Origin of the sequence: Planomonospora alba (genome assembly GCF_039534085.1) — a bacterium.
In the GTDB taxonomy this organism is placed as follows: domain Bacteria; phylum Actinomycetota; class Actinomycetes; order Streptosporangiales; family Streptosporangiaceae; genus Planomonospora_B; species Planomonospora_B alba.
Genome location: NZ_BAAAUT010000017.1, coordinates 57,252 through 74,614 on the forward strand (window position 1 = coordinate 57,252; position 17,363 = coordinate 74,614).

General features: G+C 74.0%; 16 protein-coding genes. 8 read left to right on the forward strand and 8 right to left on the reverse strand.

Annotated features, from left to right (window positions below; translation table 11 throughout):
• The first annotated feature begins 27 nt into the window (after nt 1–27).
• Nucleotides 28–795, forward strand: a complete 768-nt coding sequence (gene map / locus ABD823_RS12640; RefSeq protein ID WP_344859045.1) for a type I methionyl aminopeptidase — start codon at nt 28–30, stop codon at nt 793–795.
• 154 nt (nt 796–949) lie between these two features.
• On the opposite strand, the gene ABD823_RS12645 is transcribed toward map, so the two are convergent.
• Nucleotides 950–1,774 carry a MerR family transcriptional regulator gene (locus ABD823_RS12645; protein WP_344859046.1) on the reverse strand — a complete coding sequence of 275 codons (825 nt, stop codon included), beginning with the start codon at nt 1,772–1,774 and terminating at the stop codon, nt 950–952.
• Nucleotides 1,775–1,891: 117 nt separating this feature from the next.
• On the opposite strand from ABD823_RS12645, the gene ABD823_RS12650 reads away from it, so the two are divergent.
• The 3 genes from ABD823_RS12650 to ABD823_RS12660 all read left to right on the forward strand — a co-directional run bounded on the left by ABD823_RS12650 (nt 1,892) and on the right by ABD823_RS12660 (nt 3,850).
• The gene (locus ABD823_RS12650; RefSeq protein WP_344859048.1) at nt 1,892–2,653 is read left to right on the forward strand and encodes a MerR family transcriptional regulator; all 762 of its coding nucleotides are present in this window, start codon (nt 1,892–1,894) and stop codon (nt 2,651–2,653) included.
• Nucleotides 2,654–2,779: 126 nt separating this feature from the next.
• Entirely contained in the window at nt 2,780–3,106 is a 327-nt protein-coding gene (locus tag ABD823_RS12655) for a DUF3817 domain-containing protein (RefSeq protein WP_344859049.1), read from the forward strand.
• 21 nt (nt 3,107–3,127) lie between these two features.
• Nucleotides 3,128–3,850 carry an alpha/beta fold hydrolase gene (locus ABD823_RS12660; protein WP_344859051.1) on the forward strand — a complete coding sequence of 241 codons (723 nt, stop codon included), beginning with the start codon at nt 3,128–3,130 and terminating at the stop codon, nt 3,848–3,850.
• Between the two features lie 68 nt (nt 3,851–3,918).
• Here ABD823_RS12660 and ABD823_RS12665 read toward each other — a convergent pair whose 3' ends face one another.
• The 4 genes from ABD823_RS12665 to ABD823_RS12680 form a co-directional block, all read right to left on the reverse strand.
• On the reverse strand, nt 3,919–4,938 hold the full coding sequence (locus ABD823_RS12665; RefSeq protein ID WP_344859053.1) for a DUF4037 domain-containing protein: 1,020 nt from the start codon (nt 4,936–4,938) through the stop codon (nt 3,919–3,921).
• A gap of 132 nt (nt 4,939–5,070) precedes the next feature.
• Entirely contained in the window at nt 5,071–5,898 is an 828-nt protein-coding gene (locus ABD823_RS12670) for a GNAT family N-acetyltransferase (RefSeq protein WP_344859055.1), read from the reverse strand.
• A gap of 10 nt (nt 5,899–5,908) precedes the next feature.
• The gene (gene purB / locus ABD823_RS12675) at nt 5,909–7,339 is read right to left on the reverse strand and encodes an adenylosuccinate lyase (RefSeq protein WP_344859056.1); all 1,431 of its coding nucleotides are present in this window, start codon (nt 7,337–7,339) and stop codon (nt 5,909–5,911) included.
• A 144-nt stretch (nt 7,340–7,483) separates the two neighbouring features.
• The gene (locus ABD823_RS12680; RefSeq protein ID WP_344859058.1) at nt 7,484–10,693 is read right to left on the reverse strand and encodes an efflux RND transporter permease subunit; all 3,210 of its coding nucleotides are present in this window, start codon (nt 10,691–10,693) and stop codon (nt 7,484–7,486) included.
• Between the two features lie 113 nt (nt 10,694–10,806).
• Here ABD823_RS12680 and ABD823_RS12685 point away from each other — a divergent pair, with 113 nt between their 5' ends.
• From ABD823_RS12685 to ABD823_RS12695, 3 genes are all read left to right on the forward strand, one after another.
• Nucleotides 10,807–11,283: a MarR family winged helix-turn-helix transcriptional regulator gene (locus ABD823_RS12685; RefSeq protein ID WP_344859060.1), complete on the forward strand. Its 477-nt coding sequence runs from the start codon at nt 10,807–10,809 to the stop codon at nt 11,281–11,283.
• A gap of 14 nt (nt 11,284–11,297) precedes the next feature.
• A complete protein-coding gene (locus tag ABD823_RS12690; RefSeq protein ID WP_344859062.1) occupies nt 11,298–12,071 on the forward strand; it encodes an SDR family NAD(P)-dependent oxidoreductase in 774 nt (257 codons plus the stop codon).
• 93 nt (nt 12,072–12,164) lie between these two features.
• Nucleotides 12,165–13,400 (forward strand): MFS transporter, encoded by a 1,236-nt coding sequence (locus tag ABD823_RS12695; protein WP_344859064.1) that lies wholly within the window; start codon nt 12,165–12,167, stop codon nt 13,398–13,400.
• A gap of 103 nt (nt 13,401–13,503) precedes the next feature.
• Here the strand turns inward: ABD823_RS12695 and ABD823_RS12700 are convergent, their stop codons facing one another.
• Together ABD823_RS12700 and ABD823_RS12705 are read right to left on the reverse strand one after the other, a co-directional pair.
• Nucleotides 13,504–13,980 (reverse strand): pyridoxamine 5'-phosphate oxidase family protein, encoded by a 477-nt coding sequence (locus tag ABD823_RS12700; protein ID WP_344859066.1) that lies wholly within the window; start codon nt 13,978–13,980, stop codon nt 13,504–13,506.
• 85 nt (nt 13,981–14,065) lie between these two features.
• Nucleotides 14,066–14,950: an alpha/beta fold hydrolase gene (locus ABD823_RS12705; RefSeq protein ID WP_344859068.1), complete on the reverse strand. Its 885-nt coding sequence runs from the start codon at nt 14,948–14,950 to the stop codon at nt 14,066–14,068.
• A gap of 28 nt (nt 14,951–14,978) precedes the next feature.
• Here ABD823_RS12705 and ABD823_RS12710 point away from each other — a divergent pair, with 28 nt between their 5' ends.
• Nucleotides 14,979–15,584: a TetR/AcrR family transcriptional regulator gene (locus tag ABD823_RS12710; protein ID WP_344859070.1), complete on the forward strand. Its 606-nt coding sequence runs from the start codon at nt 14,979–14,981 to the stop codon at nt 15,582–15,584.
• A 774-nt stretch (nt 15,585–16,358) separates the two neighbouring features.
• Here ABD823_RS12710 and ABD823_RS12715 read toward each other — a convergent pair.
• A complete protein-coding gene (locus tag ABD823_RS12715; RefSeq protein ID WP_344859072.1) occupies nt 16,359–17,348 on the reverse strand; it encodes an alpha/beta hydrolase in 990 nt (329 codons plus the stop codon).
• Nucleotides 17,349–17,363: the final 15 nt, after the last annotated feature.

The following is a 17,363-nucleotide window of genomic DNA, read 5'->3' on the forward strand; positions in this document are numbered from 1 at the left end:
AAGTATTGGTTGAACGGAGGACGCCGCATGGTGGAGCTCAAGACCCCGACGGAACTGGACGCCATGGCCGAAGCGGGCCGGATCGTGGCCGACGCGCTGGCCGCCGTCAGCGAACACGCCCGCGCCGGCGTGAGCCTGCTGGAACTCGACGAGATCGCCCGTACGGTGATCGGCGAATCCGGCGCCACCTCGGCCTTCCTCGGCTACAAACCCGCCTTCGCCCCCACCCCGTTCCCCGCCGTGATCTGCACCTCCGTCAACGACGCCATCGTGCACGGCATCCCCGGCCGCTACCGGCTGCGCGACGGCGACCTGCTCAGCGTCGACTGCGGCGTCCACCTCGACGGCTGGGCCGGCGACGCCGCCGTCAGCCTCACCGTCGGCCGTGCCCGCCCCGCCGACCTGGCGCTCATCGACACCACCCGCGCCGCCCTGGAGGCGGCGATCGCCTTGTGCGTGCCCGGCAACCGGCTCGGCGACCTCGGCCACGCCATCTCCGGCGTCGGCCGCGCCGCCGGCTACGGCATCCTCCAGGACTTCGGCGGCCACGGCATCGGCCGCGCCATGCACGAGGACCCGCACCTGCCCAACCACGGCCGCCCCGGCCGCGGCCTGACCCTGCGGCCCGGCCTGGTGCTGGCCATCGAGCCGATGTTCACCGCCGGAGGAGGCGACGCCTACCGCACCGCCGCCGACGGCTGGACCCTGCACAGCGCCGACGGCAGCCGCGCCGCCCACGTCGAGCACACCGTCGCCGTCACCGACGACGGCCCGCGCGTGCTGACCCGCCGCTGAACCCGCCGGCCATGCCGCCCAGCGCCCCGGCCGCCGCGTACAGCGTCCGCACGGGCACGTGCCCCGCGTCGCCGGGCGCACCCGCCCGGCGCGCGCACCGGCCCGTACTCGGCCGGCTCCGGGGCGTCGGCAGCCGCACACCGGTTCACGATCGTCACCCCATGTCCTCCAGCCGGATCATCAGATGCGTCACCAGCCGCTCCGGCGCGGTCACGGCCGGATCGGTCACACACACCTCGCGGACGGGCCCCCGCGCCGTGTGCCCGTGCTCGGCGCACCAGACCAGCAGCGCGTGGTAGGCCAGCGCGACCTGGTCGTAGGGCCCCACGTGCACCACCCGGGCGAAGACCCCGCCCGCCAGCACGCCCGGCTCCGTGCCCGGCGGCGGATCCGCCCGCCCGCCACCGCCCGCACCGGCGGCGCCCTCCCACGCCGCGGCCACCGTCACCGGCACCGGGGGGTCGAGCTCGACGGGGAACACCCCCACCATGGGGCCCGCCGCAGCGCCGCAGGCCGCCAGCCGCGCCGCGCACGACCCGACCGCCCGGCCGATGTCGTCCATGCAGGCCGCCGCATCCCGCGCCAGCAGCACCCGCCGGGCCGGCTCGCTCACCACCTCCACCCGCGGCGCGGGCAGCCCCTCCCCCAGCACCCGCTCCAGCGTCGCCAGAGTCCGGCGCCGCCGCGCCAGCTCCGCCTCCAGCGCGGTACGGACCCGCTCCAGCTCACCCTCCGGATCCGGCCCAGACAGCACCCGGCCGATCACCGCCAGCGGCACGTCCAGCGAGCGCAGCAACCCGATCGACAGCGCCTGCCGCGCCTGCCCGGGCCGGTAGTACCGGTAGCCGCTTGCGGGGTCCACCCACGCCGGCACCAGCAGCCCCAGCTCGTCGTAGTGCCGCAACTGCTTGACACTGAGCCGGCACAACCGCGCGAACCGCCCGATCGGCAGCAGACCGCCTGCGAATTCCTCGTCCACGCCGCCCAGCATGGCCCCTGTCCCCAGGGGAGAGTCCAGAAAAAGGCGTTTGACCCTCACGTACCGTCAGGATCCACCCTGGAACCCGTAAGGACACCGAGAAGGGGGAGACCCGCCATGGGCTACTCGGTCGGGCAGGTCGCACGCCTCGCCGGAGTGACCGTGCGCACCCTGCACCACTACGACGAGATCGGGCTGCTGCCGCCCGGGCAGCGCACCGCCTCCGGCTACCGCCGCTACACCGACGCGGACCTGGAACGGCTCCAGCACGTGCTGTTCTACCGGGAGCTGGGCTTCCCCCTCGAGGAGATCGCCGTCATCCTCGACGACCCCGCCGCGGACGCGCTGACCCACCTGCGCCGCCAGCACGAGCTGCTCAGCCGGCGCATCGGCCGGCTGCAGGAGATGGCCGCCGCGGTCGAGCACGCCATGGAGGCACACACGATGGGCATCACCCTCACCCCGCAGGAACGCTTCGAGCTCTTCGGCGACTTCCGCCCCGAAGACCACGAGGCCGAGGCCGCCGAACGCTGGGGCGGCACCGACGCCTTCGAGCAGTCGCGCCGCCGCATGGCCGCCATGACCAAGGACGACTGGCGGCGCTTCACCGCCGAGGCCGCCGAAACCGTCCAGGCCTTCGCCGAGGCGCTGGCCTCCGGCCTGCCCGCCGACGGCGAGCACGCCATGGACCTGGCCGAACGGCACCGGCAGCACCTCACCCGCTGGTGCTACGACTGCACCTACGACATCCACCGCGGCCTCGGCGACATGTACGCCGACGACCCGCGCTTCGCCGCCAACTACGAACCGCTCGCCCCCGGACTGGCCCGCTACATCCGCGACGCCATCCACGCCAACGCCGCCCGCGCCGGCGCCTGACCCCGCCCGCCGTACGGCCCGCACCACCCCGCCGGCCGCGCACCCGCCCTCGCAGACGGGAGCGCGGCCGGCGCCCCCTAGGCTTGGGGACCGTCATCACGACCCCGTCCGAGGAGGCCCCGCACCGTGCCCGCCACGCCCGCCGCACCCGCAGCCCTGCGCCTGTTCCGCTACGTCGCCGTCGCCGAGGCGTGCTCGTGGGCGGGCCTGCTGGCCGGCATGTACGTCAAGTACATCGCCGCCGCCGGAGAGATCGGCGTGAAGATCTTCGGCCCGATCCACGGCGCGCTGTTCGTGCTGTACATCGCCGCAGCGCTCGCCGCGGGCCGCGCCGCCCGCTGGAGCCCCGGCACGATCCTGCTCGGCCTGGCGTGCGCGGTGCCGCCCTTCACCTCCCTGTGGTTCGAGCGGCGCATGGCCGCCCGCCGGCGCGGCGCCCCCGCCACCGCCTGAGCACGCGCCCCTGCCCCCCGGATGCCCCGGCACCCCGGTCGTCTACCTCAACGGCGCCTACGCCGACCGGTCACACTGGCGGCACGTCATCGCCGGCCTGGGCGGCGACTACCGGCACATCACCTACGACGAGCCGCCCGCGGCGCATCGAAGCGCTCGGCGGACTACTCCTTCGAGGCGTGCCTGCGCGACCTCGGCGCCGTCCTCGAGGCGAGGGACGTCAACCGCCAGATCCTGGTCGGCTGGTCCTACGGCGGGGTGCTGGGATGGCACTGGGCCGACCGCAATCCGGACCGCGTCGCCGGCCTGGCCACGGTCGACGCCTTCCCGGTCGGCCTCACCGGCGAGGACGGCGCGCAACGGATCCGCACGCTGTTCCGCCGCATGCGGCTGCTCTTCCCCATCGCCGCCAGACTGGGCCTGGCCGCGCGGATGAGCGCCGACCAGCACGCCGAGGTCAACATCGAACTCAACGAGATCGCCGCCGCCAGCGTGCCCGTCCTCGAACGCCTGACCTGCCCGGTGCGGTTCGTCCTGGCCACCGGCGACAGCCTCGGCAGCCGGAAAGGGGAGATGGAACAGGGCCGCGCCGTGCTCGACCCCGTCCTCGCCCGCAACCCCGGCATCGCCGTCAGCGCCAAAGCCGCGAGCAACCACAGCAAGATCCTGCGCGACGACTCCCCCGCCGTCGCCCGCGCCGTACGCGAGCTCGCCGCCTCCCACCACGGCCCCACCGCCGGCTGAGCCGCGACGGACGGCCCCACGACCGGCCCAGACGAGACCGCCACCGCACACGACCCGGCCCGATCCCCTCACAGACCCAGCACCGCCCCGGCCGCCGCCCGGCACCCCTGCGGCCGCGTCAGCAGGTCGGCCGAGTCGGCGAACTGGTCCACCGACCCCACCGGCGGCAGCGCCGCCACCACCGGATCGGTGACGGCCGCCCCCAGCGCGTCGGCGAACCGCTGAGCACCGATCACCTGGAAGGGCCGCTCGAAGAACGCCCGGGTGGAGGTCTCCAGCGGCTCGGTCAGCCCCAGCCGGTTGTGCAGCACCGCCACCCGCTCGTAGGCACGGCCCAGATGCCGCTCCCGCTCCCGCCAGTCGCCCGCCGCCACCGCCCCCGCCAGCGCGTCCCCCAGCTCCGCCGCGCCCGACAGGCGGGCGAAGGCACTGCCCAGCCACTTCGAATACGGCGGGTAGCGGCGGCGCATCAGCAGCGCCAGCCGCATCACCTCCCGCGCCAGCCGCGCCGTCAGCACCGCCGACCCCAGACCGTCACCGACCTCGCCGCACCGCCCCGGAAACGACTCCTCCTGCGCCAGGCGCCTCCACTGCGCGGCCAGCACGTACCGCCACAGATCAGCCGGATACCAGCGCAGCGCCGCACGCACCGGCTCCAGCACGCCCAGCCCGTCGTGGAAGACCTCCCCGCTGGTGACCTCCGCCAGCCGCTGCCACGGCGCCGACAACCAGTCCAGCACCCCGGCCCCCTCCCGCGGATCGAACCCGAGCCGCTCACCCAGCCACGCACCCGGATCGGCGACCACGACACCGTGCCCACCGCCGAACACCGTCGGATACCCGCCGAACACCGTCGGCAGCCCCCGCTCCACCGCCTCCCGCACCCGCCCGACGTCCCCCGCCGCGGCGAACAGCACCACCCGCGGCCCCCAGCCGTGGTCGGTCGAGCGCTCGGTGTCGAACGCCAGCACCTCCGACCCCGCGCCGATCAGCGCGGCACTGTGCGGCACGGCTCCGACCAGGGGCCGCACCACCTCGGTGTAGAAATCACGCGACAACTGCAGACCAGGCACGAAACCAGACATCATTTCGCCCACTCTGCCCCGCGCCGCCCGCGCCCGCACCCGGTTTTCCCCCCGGGGGGGCCACCCCCGCATCACACGGCGCCGCCCGCCCCGGCAGTCACGGCGCCAGTCAGGGTGCCGGCCGCGGCGCCGGCCTCACCCCGCGGGCGGCTCCGCCGCCGCCACCGGCCGCAGCCGCATGCCCAGCCGCTCGTAGACGCGGATCGCCCCGGCGTTGTCGCTGTCGACCATCAACGCCACCCGGCCGTGCCCGGCCGCCAGCTCACCGACGACGAACCGGCACACCGCCTCCCCCAGCCCCCGGCCCCGGAACGCCGGCGCGGTCGCCACCCCCGCGACGAACCCGACCTGCGGCGCCGACCAGGCGTCCGCGGCCACCGCCAGCAGCGCGCCGTCGCCCCCGCGCACCCCGGCCCACCGGCGGATGCCCGCCAGCCCCGGCACCGCCCACGCCGACGGCGACGCCACCGCCAGCAGCTCCGCCACCCGCCCGTCGGCCTCCGCGGGCAGCCACCCCACACCCCCGCACAGATCCGCAGCCCCGGCCCCACGGCGCACCCCACCGCCCGCGCCCACCCGCACCGCCGCAGCAGGCGACCCGCCCCCGGCCCCCGGCCCCTCACCCGGCCCGCCGGTCTCCATCCACTCGAACGCCGCCAGCAACCGCGCCCCCGGCAGCCGCTCCACCAGCTCGGCCACCAGCGCCCGCTCCCCCAGCAACCGGTAGGACGGCCCCAACTCCGGCAGCACCCGCCGCACCAGCTCCGCCACCGCCCCCGCAGGCCCGCGCACCGTCAACCGGTCACGGCGGTTCAACTCCGGGCTGGCCACCGCCACCGCCTCACCCCACGCCCACGCCCGCACCCCGCACCGCATCCCCTGCGCGGCCCACACGACCATGGCGTCGCCGGCGCAGGCGCCCACCACCTCCGCCACCGACCGCAACGCCACCGGCACCCCCACGACCGGCCCGCTACAGGATCGCGCCCGGAACGTAGGCGGCCGCCTCCGGATACCGGGCGGTGACCTCCCCCACCCGCCCCACGACCGCCTCCACCTGCTCGGCCGCCGCCCCCGTGAACGACACCCGGTCGGCCAGCAGCGCCGCAAGCTCCGCCGCACCCAGCGGGAACCGCTCATCGGCCGCCAGCAGCGCCAGCAGCTCGTTGCCGACGCCCCGCTCCCGCATCGCCAGCGCCGACGCCACCGCGTGCTCCTTGATCAGCTCATGCGCCGTCTCCCGGCCCACCCCGGCCCGCACCGCCGCCATCAGCATCTTCGTCGTCGCCAGGAACGGCAGATACCGGTCCAGCTCCGCGGCGATCACCGCCGGGAACGCCCCGAACTCGTCCAGCACCGTCAGCATCGTCTCCACCAGCCCGTCGAAGGCGAAGAACGCATCCGGCAGCGCCACCCGGCGCACCACCGAACACGACACATCCCCCTCGTTCCACTGGTCCCCGGCCAGCTCCCCGGCCATCGACGCGTACCCCCGCAGCACCACCGCCAGACCGTTCACCCGCTCACACGAGCGCGTGTTCATCTTGTGCGGCATCGCCGACGAGCCCACCTGCCCCTCGGCGAACCCCTCGGTGACCAGCTCGTGCCCGGCCATCAACCGGATCGTCTTCGCCAGCGACGACGGCGCCGCCGCCAGCTGCACCAGCGCCGTCACCACCTCGTAGTCCAGCGACCGCGGATACACCTGCCCCACACTGGTCAACCGGCGCGCGAACCCCAGATGCGCCGCCACCCGGTCCTCCAGCTCCACCAGCCGCGCCCGGTCACCGCCCAGCAGGTCCAGCATGTCCTGCGCCGTACCGACCGGACCCTTGATCCCCCGCAGCGGATAACGCGCGAGCAGCTCCTCCAACCGCCCGAACGCCACCAGCAGCTCGTCGGCCGCCGACGCGAACCGCTTGCCCAGCGTCGTCGACTGCGCCGCCACGTTGTGCGACCGGCCCGCCATCACCGTGCCCGAATGCTCCGCGGCCAGCGCCGCCAGCCGCCCCAGCAGCGCCACGCACCGGTCCCGCACCAGCACCAGGCTGTCGCGGATCTGCAACTGCTCGACGTTCTCCGTCAGATCCCGCGACGTCATGCCCTTGTGCACGTGCTCGTGCCCGGCCAGCGCGTTGAACTCCTCGATCCGCGCCTTCACGTCATGCCGCGTGACCCGCTCCCGCTCGGCGATCGACGCCAGATCGACCCGCTCGACCACCTTCTCGTAGTCGGCCACGACCCCCGCCGGAACCTCCACCCCCAACTCCGCCTGCGCGGCCAGCACCGCCAGCCACAGCCGCCGCTCGGCGACCACCTTGTACTCGGGAGACCACAGACGGGCCAGCTCCGCGGACGCATAGCGGGCGGCCAGGACATTGGGGATACGCGGCTTGGCAGTCACGTTGCCTCAGCCTATCGGCGCCCCGCCCGCACCCCGCTCCCGGCCCCCGCACAAGCCCCGGCCACGCGCCACGACCGGAAAAGGCCGGCCGCCGCACCCGGAACACCGGGTACGGCGGGCGGCCCCACCGGCCACCACCAGCGGCTACCGGGACGGCGCCAGATCCTCCGCGTCGTCCACCTTCTTCACCTCGGACTCCGCGCCGCCGGCCTTCGGCCCGCGCCGCAACCGCTCCTTGGTCCGCTCCAGCATCACGTACAGCGTCGGCACCAGCACCAGCGTCAGCAGCGTCGACGACAGCAACCCGCCGATCACCACGATCGCCAGCGGCTGCGAGATGAACCCGCCCGACCCCGTCAGCCCCAGCGCCATCGGGACCAGCGCGAAGATCGTCGCCACCGCGGTCATCAGGATCGGCCGCAACCTCCGCCGGCCGCCCTCGATCACCGCCTCCACGACGCCCATCCCCTGCTCCCGGTACTGGTTGATCAGGTCGATCAGCACGATCGCGTTCGTCACCACGATGCCGATCAGCATCAGCATGCCGATCAGCGCCGGCACACCCAGCGGCGTATCCGTCACCAGCAGCAGCCCCACCGCACCCGTCGCCGCGAACGGCACCGACACCAGCAGGATCAGCGGCTGCGCGAAACTCCGGAACGTCGCCACCATGATCATGAAGACGATCGCGATCGCCGCCAGCATCGCCAGCCCCAGCTGACCGAACGCCTCCTCCTGATCGGCGCTCACCCCGCCGATCTCATACGACGCACCCGCCGGAAGCGTCAGCCCGTCCAGCTCCTCCCGCAGCTCCACCGTCACCGCGCCCAGGTCACTGCCCGAGGCCGTACCCGACACCGTCGCGCTGCGCTCACCGTCGATCCGCGTCACCTGCGTCGGCCCGGCGACCTTCTCCACCGACGCCACCTGCGACAGCTTCACCACCCCCGTCGCCGTCGGCAGCTGCAGATCACGCACCTCCTCGACGTCCTCCGGCGCGTCCCCGGCCCGCAGCACCAGATCCTCCGCCCGGCCGTCCAGCGTCACCTGACCCAGCGGCGCACCGCGGAAACGCTGCGCGACCACCTGCCCGATCGCCGCCTCCGTCAGCCCCCGCGCCGCGGCCTTCTCCCGGTCCACCCGGACCTCGATCCGCTCCGCACTCGCCTCCAGGTTCGACGACACGTCCCGCAGCCCGTCCAGACCGCCCATCGCGCCACGCACCGCCTCCGCGGCCGTCTTCAGCGTCTCCAGGTCCGGCGCCTGCACGACCACATCGATCTGGTCGGTCGACCCGCCCATGCCGCCCCCGGCGCCGACGGTGATCTCACCCGCATCCAGCCCCGCCAGCCGCTCACGCAGCGTCTCCTCCAACGCCGGCGTGTCGGTGCCCTCGGCCACCGTCACCGAGTACGAGGCGCGGTCCCCGCCCCCGCCCCCGCCCATCGCGCCCATGAACCCGCCACCCGAGCCCACGTTCACCTGGTAGGACTCCACACCCCGGCTCTTGAGCTCGGCCAGCACCGCCTCGACCTTCTTCGCCGCCGCGTCCGTGGTCGCCAGATCCGTACCGACCGGCATCCGCTGGCTGATGGAGATCGTGTCCTGCCCCGTGGAGTCCAGGAAGTTCGTCTCCAGCCGCCCGGCCAGGCCCATCGTCACCGCGAACACCACGACACCGACCAGCACCGTCACCAGCCGCCGCTGCGTCGCGAACCGCAGCACCGGCAGATAGGCCCGCTGCAGCGGACTGCGCAGCTCCTTGGCCTCGGCCTCCTCCCGCACCGCGCGCGCCTCCTGCGGGCTCAGCACCGGAGCCTTCAGGAACCAGTACGCCAGCACCGGGATCACCGTCAGCGACACCAGCAGCGACGCCAGCAGCGCCACCGTCACCGTGATCGCGAACGGCGCGAACAACTGCCCCACCATGCCGCCGACCACCGCGATCGGCGCGAACACCGCCACCGTCGTCAACGTCGAGGCCGTCACCGCGCCGCTCACCTCGCGCACGCCCGCCAGCACCGCGTCACGCTTGGCCTCGCCGTACCCCAGGTGCCGCTTGATGTTCTCCAGCACCACGATCGAGTCGTCCACCACACGACCCACCGCGATGGTGAGCGCGCCCAGCGTCAGCATGTTCAGCGAGTAGTCACCCAGCCACAGCGCCAGCAGCGCGATCACCACCGACAACGGGATCGACACCGCCGTCACCAGCGTCGAGCGCACCGACAGCAGGAACACCAGGATCACCAGGACCGCGAAGACCAGACCCAGCAGGCCCTCGGTCGTCAGATCCTTGATCGAATCCTCCACGTACGGCGCCTGGTCGAACACCACCGTCACATCCGCCGTGTCACCGAGCGCCCGCACGATCTCCGGCCGCAGCTCCTCCACCGCGTGCGAGATCGCCACCGCGTTGCCGTCCGGCACCATCGTCACCGACACGCCCAGGCTCGGCTCACCGTTGGTGCGCGTCAGCGACGTCGCCGCCGACGGCGTGAGCTCGATCTCGGCCACATCGCCCAGCCGCACCGGCTCGGGCGCCGCCGCGGGCCGCGCCTGCTGCGGCGCCGCCCCGGACGCCTGCCGCGCCTGCGGCGCGGCCGCAGGGGCCGCAGGAGTCAGATACAGATCCTCCAGCTCGCCGATCGAACCGATCCGGTCACCGACCTGCACCGTCAGCGACATGCCGTCCTCGGTCAGGCTGCCCGCCGGGATCGGCTGCCCGTTGGCCCGCAGCGCGTCGGCGATCGCCGTCGGCTGCAGACCGAGCACGGCGAGCTTGCCGAGATCCGGAGTGATCACCACGCTCTCGTCGCGGACACCGGTCACCGCCACGTCCCGCACGCCCTCGACGGCCCGGATCTCCGGAGCCACCACCCGCTCGAGCTTGTCGGCCATCGCCCGCTCGTCACCGCCGGCCTCCACCGCCAGCACCAGCACCGGGATGTCGTCGGTCCCGCCGGCCATCACCTGGGGATCGACCCCCTCGGGCAGCTGGGGCTCGACCCGGTTCACCGCCTGCTGCAGCCTGCCGACCGCGTCCTCGATGTCGGTGCCGTACTCGAAGGCCACCTGCACCTGCGACAGACCCTCCCGGGACGTCGAGGTCACCTCGGTGACCCCCGCGATGCCCTGGAAGCCGTTCTCGATCGGCTCGGTCACCTGCTCCTCGACGATCTCGGGAGAGGCACCGGGATAGGCCGCCACCACGAACGCCCCCGGGAACGAGAGCGACGGCAGCAACTGCTGCTTCAGCGACGGGATCGCGAAGGCGCCGAACGCGCTCAGCACGACCGCGATCATTATGACGAGGCTGCGGTTGGCGAGGCTCAACCTGGCCAAGGCTGTCATAGCAGCGGGCTCCTAGGGGATGTCAGGCAAAGTTGCGCACAGACTAACACTTCGCATGAAGCGAATATTTAACTCTGCCCGAAGATCCTGATAACCTTCTCAGGAAACGAGAGGTGAGCGTGGACGACGAACGCGAGCGGCTGATCGACCGGATCGGCGGCATACAGCGCGACCTGAGCCGGATCTTCGCCCGCAAACACCAGACCTCCCCCCTGTTCGACTCCAACCTCACCATGCGCCAGCTCAAGGTCGTCATGTTCCTGTCCGCCCACGGTCCCGCCTCCGGACAGGACATCGCCCACCACCTCGGCGTCGGCCTCGGCACCGTCACCGGACTCGTCGACCGCCTCATCGGCCACGGACTCGCCACCCGCCGGGAAGACCCCCACGACCGCCGCGTCCGCCGCGTCGCCCTCACCCCCGCCGGCCACACCCTCCTCGAACGCATCTCCAACGCCGGCCTCGACGACTTCCGCCGCCTCCTCGACCGCCTCGACACCCAGACGCTCCACGACCTGTGCTCCGTCATGAACAAGATCCAGGCCGTCGCCGAACAACTCGAAGATCACCCCAACAGAAACGTAGGATGATAGGTTTTCAGGCTATGCCCGGATACCTCGAATCCCTCTTCTCCCTCACCGGCCGCACCGCCCTCATCACCGGCGGAAGCTCCGGCATCGGCCACGCCATCGCCGAAGCCCTCGGCCGCGCAGGCGCCAACGTCATCATCGTCGCCCGCCGCCCCGACCAGCTCGCCACCGCCACCGACGCCCTGCGCGCCCACGGCGTCAACGCCACCGCCATCACCGCCGACCTCGGCGACACCGGCGACATCACCCGCATCTGCCAGCAGGCCGCCACCCACCACGGCGACATCGACATCCTCGTCAACAACGCCGCCAACAACATCCGCCGCCCCATGGCCGACCTCACCACCGACGACTACGAACAGACCATGGCCGTCAACATCACCGCCCCCTACCTCCTCGGACAGCACTACGGCCCCCGGATGGCCGCCCGCGGCTGGGGCCGCATCATCAACATCGGCTCCCAGCAGTCCATCCGCGCCTTCGGCGACAGCGGCGCCTACGGCGTCTCCAAAGCCGCCATCACCGGCCTGACCAGATCCCAGGCCGAAGCCTGGTCCCCCCACGGCGTCACCAGCAACACCATCATCCCCGGCTTCGTCCTGACCCCCCTCACCCGCGCCGCCCAGGACATCCCCGGCCGCGTCGAAGCCCTCGCCGCCCGCACCCTCATCGGCCGCAACGGCCTGCCCGCCGACCTCGCCGGCCTCGCCCTCCTGCTCGCCGGAGACGCCGGCGCCTACATCACCGGCCAGACCATCTGCGCCGACGGAGGCTTCTCCGTCCACTGACCCCACCCGGAACCGACCCACCAGCAGACCGCCCGCACCAGACCCCACCGGCCCGTCCACCCCCACCCACCCGCACCGACCCACGGGGACCCCATGAGCACCGCACCCCTGCAGGCCGTCCGCGCCCGCCGCGCCGTCTCCTTCTTCTTCATCCTCCTCGGCACCGTCTCCGGCGCCTGGGCCGCCCGCATCCCCGCCGTCAAAACCGACCTCGGACTCAGCGACGGCCAGCTCAGCTACGGCCTGCTCGCCATCGCCGTCGGCCTCGTCGTCGGCATGCGCTTCGCCGGACGCCTCACCGACCACTTCGGCAGCGCCCGCGTCATCGTCCCCGCAGGCGTCGCCACCGCCCTCACCGTCATCCCCCCCGGCTACGCCCCCACCCTCCCCACCCTCATCGCCGCCCTCTTCCTCTACGGCGTCGTCAACGCCTCACTCGACGTCTCCATGAACGCCCACGGCGTCGAGGTCGAACGCGCCTACGGCCGCCCCATCATGTCGTCGTTCCACGGCATGTTCAGCATCGGCGGACTCATCGGCGCGGCCCTCGGCGGCCTCGGCGCCCTCCTCGGCCTCGGCGCGGGCCCCACCCTCGCCGCCACCGGCATCCCCCTCGCCCTCATCTCCGTCTACGCCGGCCGCCACCTGCTGCCCGCCACCCGCACCCGCGACACCCGCGACCAGGCCGCCCCCACCCGCGCCTCCTGGACCGGCTGGATCGTCCTCATGGGCGTCGTCGCCTTCGCCGGGCTCGTCGGCGAGGGCGCGGCCGTCGACTGGACCTCCGTCTACCTCTACGAGGACCTGCACGCCTCCGAGACCGTCGCCGCCCTCGGCTTCGCCGTCTTCTCCGTCGCCATGACCGTCGGCCGCTTCGCCGGCGACCATCTGGCCCTCAAGTACGGACCCGTCCTCCTCGTCCGCGTCTCCGGCGTCGTCGCCGCCCTCGGCCTGGGCACCGCCCTGGTCATCGGCAGCGTGCCCGTCGCCATCGCCGGCTTCGCCCTCTTCGGCCTCGGCCTGGCCACCATCGTCCCGCAGGTCTTCTCCGCCGCCGGCAACCACGACCCCGCCCGCGCCGGGCAGGCCATCGCCCAGGTGGCCACCGTCGGCTACACCGGGCTGGTCGCCGGACCCGCCATCATCGGCAGCGTCTCCGAACTCACCGACCTGCCCACCGCACTGGCCATCCCCGCCGTGCTCGCCGCGTTCATGGCCGCCTCGGCCGGCGCCCTCCGCCCCCGCACCCCCTCCGGCCGCGCAGCGGGCCGTACGGGGGCGGAGGGCACGGGGACGGACACCGCCCCGGCGGCACGACCGGACTCCTGACAGACCGGACCGGCGCGGGGCGGCGCCTGGGACCCGTCGCCGTTTTTCTCGGTTACTCGATCTTATGTGCCGACTCTGCGCCTTTACAATGTAGATTCATTACTCATTTCCGGTGCACCTCACGCAGCCCCCGGCCCTCATGCCACATCTGCACGACCAGGTGCTCGCCGTCGGCGTGCACGAACGTGCGGACCACCTCGGAGACGTCGATCCGGAACAGGTGGCCCTCCTGCTCCGGGAGGCCGAACCCCTCCAGCACCTGCGGATCGGTCACCTCCACCGCCCGGCCCGCCAGCTTGGCGTCCCCCGGCCACGCCGCCGGGTCGGCGTCGTCGGGGTCCACCGACGCACTGTGCAGCGCCACCCGCGGATCCCTCCGCAGGTCCATCGCCTTCACCGCGCCCGGCATGGACCCCAGCCACAGTTGCCCGTCCTTGAACTGCGCCTCCGTGCCGCTGATCCGGGGCGAGCCGTCCTTCCGGAGCGTGGCCATCGTCTTGTGCCGGTGCGCGTCCATCAGGGCGCGCACCCGGTCGGCGAACTCCGGCACTTCCTTCTCGATCTCCTGCCACGAAGCCATACCGGCCATCGTGCACCGGGCCACCGACAATCCCGCGGGCCGGAGGCGGAGCGGGGCCACCCCTCCCCCGCGGGCCGCCCGCGGTCTATCCCGCCGGGGGGCCGTCACCCGCCGCGACGAACCGCAGGACGCGCTCGGCGACGAGATCGGGAAGGTCCATCGGCAACGCGTGCCCCGCCCCGGGCACGATCTCGACCTGCGCGCCCGGCAGGACGCCCGCCAGGCGCTCGGCGACCCGCCGGGACCGGTGCAGGGCGCTGCGTCCGGCGAGCAGGAACAAGGAGCGGGTCCGCACGGCGCGCAGGTCGTCATCGCTGAACACCAGGGCGTCGGGCAGGCGGCGGCGGTACCGGGCGGCCGCCGGGATCAGGCGCATGATCTCCGGTTCCAGGATCGTGCCGTTGGCGACCAACCGGGCCAGGCGGGGCCGCATCGCGCGGGGCGCGAGACCCGCAAGGCCTCCCGCGACCGCCCAGGCGTAGAAGCGCGGCCCGGGCAGCGCGAAACCGGCGGGGTCGAGGAGGACGAGGGTGGCGATCCGGCCCGGCCGGTAGATCTCGTGGTTCACCGCCAGCCAGCCGCCGTACGAGCAGCCGACGACATGCGCGCAGGCCACCTCGAGCGCCGCCAGCACCTCGTCGAGCCACAGCGCGCCGTCACGGCCGTCGCGCACCGGGGCCCGCTGGACGCTGGCCCCGGCCTCCCCGATCGTGTCCACGGCGATCAACGGGTGCGACTCGCCGAGAGGGCGGATGTACCGGTGCCACATCAGGGCGTTGCCGCCCGCTCCCGGCAGCAGCACGACGGGGCTCCCCCGCGCACGCCCCGCGCGGTAGACGCGCGTGCGGCCGAACGTGGTCGGCACGTCCACCGCCGCCGGCGGTCCCGGCCACAGCCGCTCGAAGGCGGAGGTGTAGACGTCGAAGAACCTCGCCCTCGCCGCATCGTTCGTAAACTCACCAATTTTCATGATACGTTCGTATCATGAAAGGAGGTGGATGGCCATGCCGCTACGCGTCGACCACGAGGAGCGCCGCAAGCGGATCGCCGAGGCGGTGCTGCGGATCGCCGAGACCCAGGGGCTCCGAGGCGCGACCATGCGAGGCGTCGCGGCCGAGGCCGGGGTCTCACTGCGCCTGGTGCAGTACTACTTCCAGACCAAGGAGGCGCTGCTCGCCGATGCGCTGCAGCGCCTGACCGCGCAGCTCGACGGCCGGATAAGGCAGGCCGTCGCCGCGGCCGGACCCCCGGTGACGGCACGCACCGTGGTGACGGCCGTCCTGACGAACATCCTGCCCGTCGACGCCGAGAGCCGCCGGATCGCCCGCGCGTACGCGGCCTTCTACTCCCTCGTGCTCAGCGAACCGCAGTTCGTCGAGCAGTACGGCACCCCGCAGCCCGATGCGCTCGAAGCCTTCCTGGCCGGGAAGATCCGCGCCGCCCAGCGGGCCGGCGAGATCTCCGCGGACGTGGATCCGGCGACGAGGGCCGCCGGGCTGCTGGCGATGACCAACGGGCTCGTCTCGAGCGTGCTGGGAAGGCAGCGCACGGCCGAAGCGGCACTGGCGATCCTCGACAGCCATCTCGACGAGCTGTGGACCTGACGCCCCCGGCGCGGTCCCCGGCCCCACGGCCGCCGCCAGGACCGCCAGCCCGCCCAGCTCGTCCGCGTGGACCACCCGCGGCCCCGGATCCTGCGGCGTCCCCTCCGCCGCCAGCCGCAGCGCCGTACGGGCGAGCGCCCAGGAGCGGGGCAGATCCAGCACCTCCACCGCCGGGCCCACCCCCGCCCGCACCCCTTCGGGAACCGCCCGGGCGGCGGGCTCGACGCGGGCCGCACCGCCCTCCAGCGCCACGGCCCGCACCGGGACGCCGACGGGCAGGCCCAGCCCGCGGGCTGCCAGGGACCGGGCCGCCGCGGGCGCGCCGGCGTCCAGCAGCAGCTCCACGAGGGCCGGGTCCTCCCCGGGCGGGCGGAGCCGGGCGCGCCCCCGGGTGCGGTCCAGCACGCCGTGCGCCGCCGCCGCGGCCCGCTCCAGCACCATCGCCCTGACCGGCCCCGCCGGCGGCGGACGCTCCAGCCACAGCACGGCCTCCCCTCCGGGCAGGGCGGTACGGAGCCAGGCCGGATCGGGCGCCGCTCCGGCGTCCGCGCGGCGGCCGTCGGGGAGCACCCGCACGTGGACACCGCGCCCGGGATCGGCCAGCCCCGCCGGGCAGCCCGCCAGGACGGCGGCGCCGCGGACGATCGCCTCCAGCCCGGCCCGCGCCTCCACCAGCCGGTCGAAGTAGGCGATGACGCGCACCGCGGCGCCGGCGTCCGGGTCGAGCGCCGACAACCGCCCCAGGAGGTCCTCCATCCCGTCTCCCCCGCCCGCTCACCCGTCCAGGAGGCGGCGCAGCCAGCGCAGGCGCGCGGCACGGGCGTCCTGGGAGATGGCCGCCTGCGGGGCCACGAGGTCGAAGCCGTGGAACCCGCCCGGCCACACGTGCAGCTCTGCGCTGCCCCCGGCCTGCCAGATCCGGCCGGCGTAGGCCACGGCCTCGTCGCGGAAGGTCTCGGCCGAGCCGACGTCGACGAACGCGGGCGGCAGCCCGGACAGGTCCTCGGCACGGGCCGGGGCCGCGTAGGGGGACACGTCCGGGCCGCCGCGGGCGTCGCCGAGCAGGGCGCTCCAGCCGGTCTCGTTCGCCGTGCGGTCCCAGACGCCGAGCCCGGCCATCTGGTGCGACGACGGGGTGTCGTTGCGGTCGTCGAGCATCGGGCACATCAGCAGCTGCCCCGCCAGGGCCGGACCGCCGCGGTCCCGGGCCAGCAGCGCCAGCGCGGCGGCCAGCCCGCCGCCCGCGCTGGCCCCGCCGACGACGACGCGGCCGGGATCGACGCCCAGCTCGCCGGCGTGGGCCGCGGTCCACACCAGGCCCGCGTAGCAGTCCTCGACGGGAGCGGGGTGCGGGTGCTCGGGCGCCAGGCGGTACTCCACCGACACGACCACGAGCCGCAGCTCCTGCGCCAGGTCGAGCACGCCGTCGATCCCGGCGCGGTTGTCACCCAGGACCATCCCGCCGCCGTGGACGTGGTAGACCGCGCCGAGCGGGGCGGCCGCACCCGCCGGACGGCACACGAGCAGGGAGACGTCGGGCGCCCCGGCCGGTCCGGGCACCGCCCGCTCCTCCACGTGGAAGGCCCCGCCGCGCCGGAGCGCCTCCTCCGTCACGGCCGGGGCGTCCGCCTTCCCCCGGCGCAGCAGCGGGATCATGCCGGGGGTCAGCGACGACGGCACGGACCCGCCCAGTACGGCGAGCGCGGCGGCCAGCTCCGGGTCGAAGGGCGGCGGGGTCGCGGCGGCGGGGGAGGTCGTGCTCATGGGACTCCAGGATCG

Excerpts from the sequence above, each read along its gene's own strand:
- map (WP_344859045.1), top strand. The coding sequence starts at position 28 with ATGGTGGAGCTCAAGACCCCGACGGAACTGGACGCCATGGCCGAAGCG.
- ABD823_RS12650 (WP_344859048.1), top strand. The coding sequence starts at position 1,892 with ATGGGCTACTCGGTCGGGCAGGTCGCACGCCTCGCCGGAGTGACCGTG.
- ABD823_RS12660 (WP_344859051.1), top strand. The coding sequence starts at position 3,128 with ATGCCCCGGCACCCCGGTCGTCTACCTCAACGGCGCCTACGCCGACCG.
- ABD823_RS12665 (WP_344859053.1), bottom strand. The coding sequence starts at position 4,938 with ATGATGTCTGGTTTCGTGCCTGGTCTGCAGTTGTCGCGTGATTTCTAC.
- ABD823_RS12680 (WP_344859058.1), bottom strand. The coding sequence starts at position 10,693 with ATGACAGCCTTGGCCAGGTTGAGCCTCGCCAACCGCAGCCTCGTCATA.
- ABD823_RS12690 (WP_344859062.1), top strand. The coding sequence starts at position 11,298 with ATGCCCGGATACCTCGAATCCCTCTTCTCCCTCACCGGCCGCACCGCC.
- ABD823_RS12695 (WP_344859064.1), top strand. The coding sequence starts at position 12,165 with ATGAGCACCGCACCCCTGCAGGCCGTCCGCGCCCGCCGCGCCGTCTCC.
- ABD823_RS12700 (WP_344859066.1), bottom strand. The coding sequence starts at position 13,980 with ATGGCTTCGTGGCAGGAGATCGAGAAGGAAGTGCCGGAGTTCGCCGAC.
- ABD823_RS12705 (WP_344859068.1), bottom strand. The coding sequence starts at position 14,950 with ATGAAAATTGGTGAGTTTACGAACGATGCGGCGAGGGCGAGGTTCTTC.
- ABD823_RS12710 (WP_344859070.1), top strand. The coding sequence starts at position 14,979 with ATGGCCATGCCGCTACGCGTCGACCACGAGGAGCGCCGCAAGCGGATC.
- ABD823_RS12715 (WP_344859072.1), bottom strand. The coding sequence starts at position 17,348 with ATGAGCACGACCTCCCCCGCCGCCGCGACCCCGCCGCCCTTCGACCCG.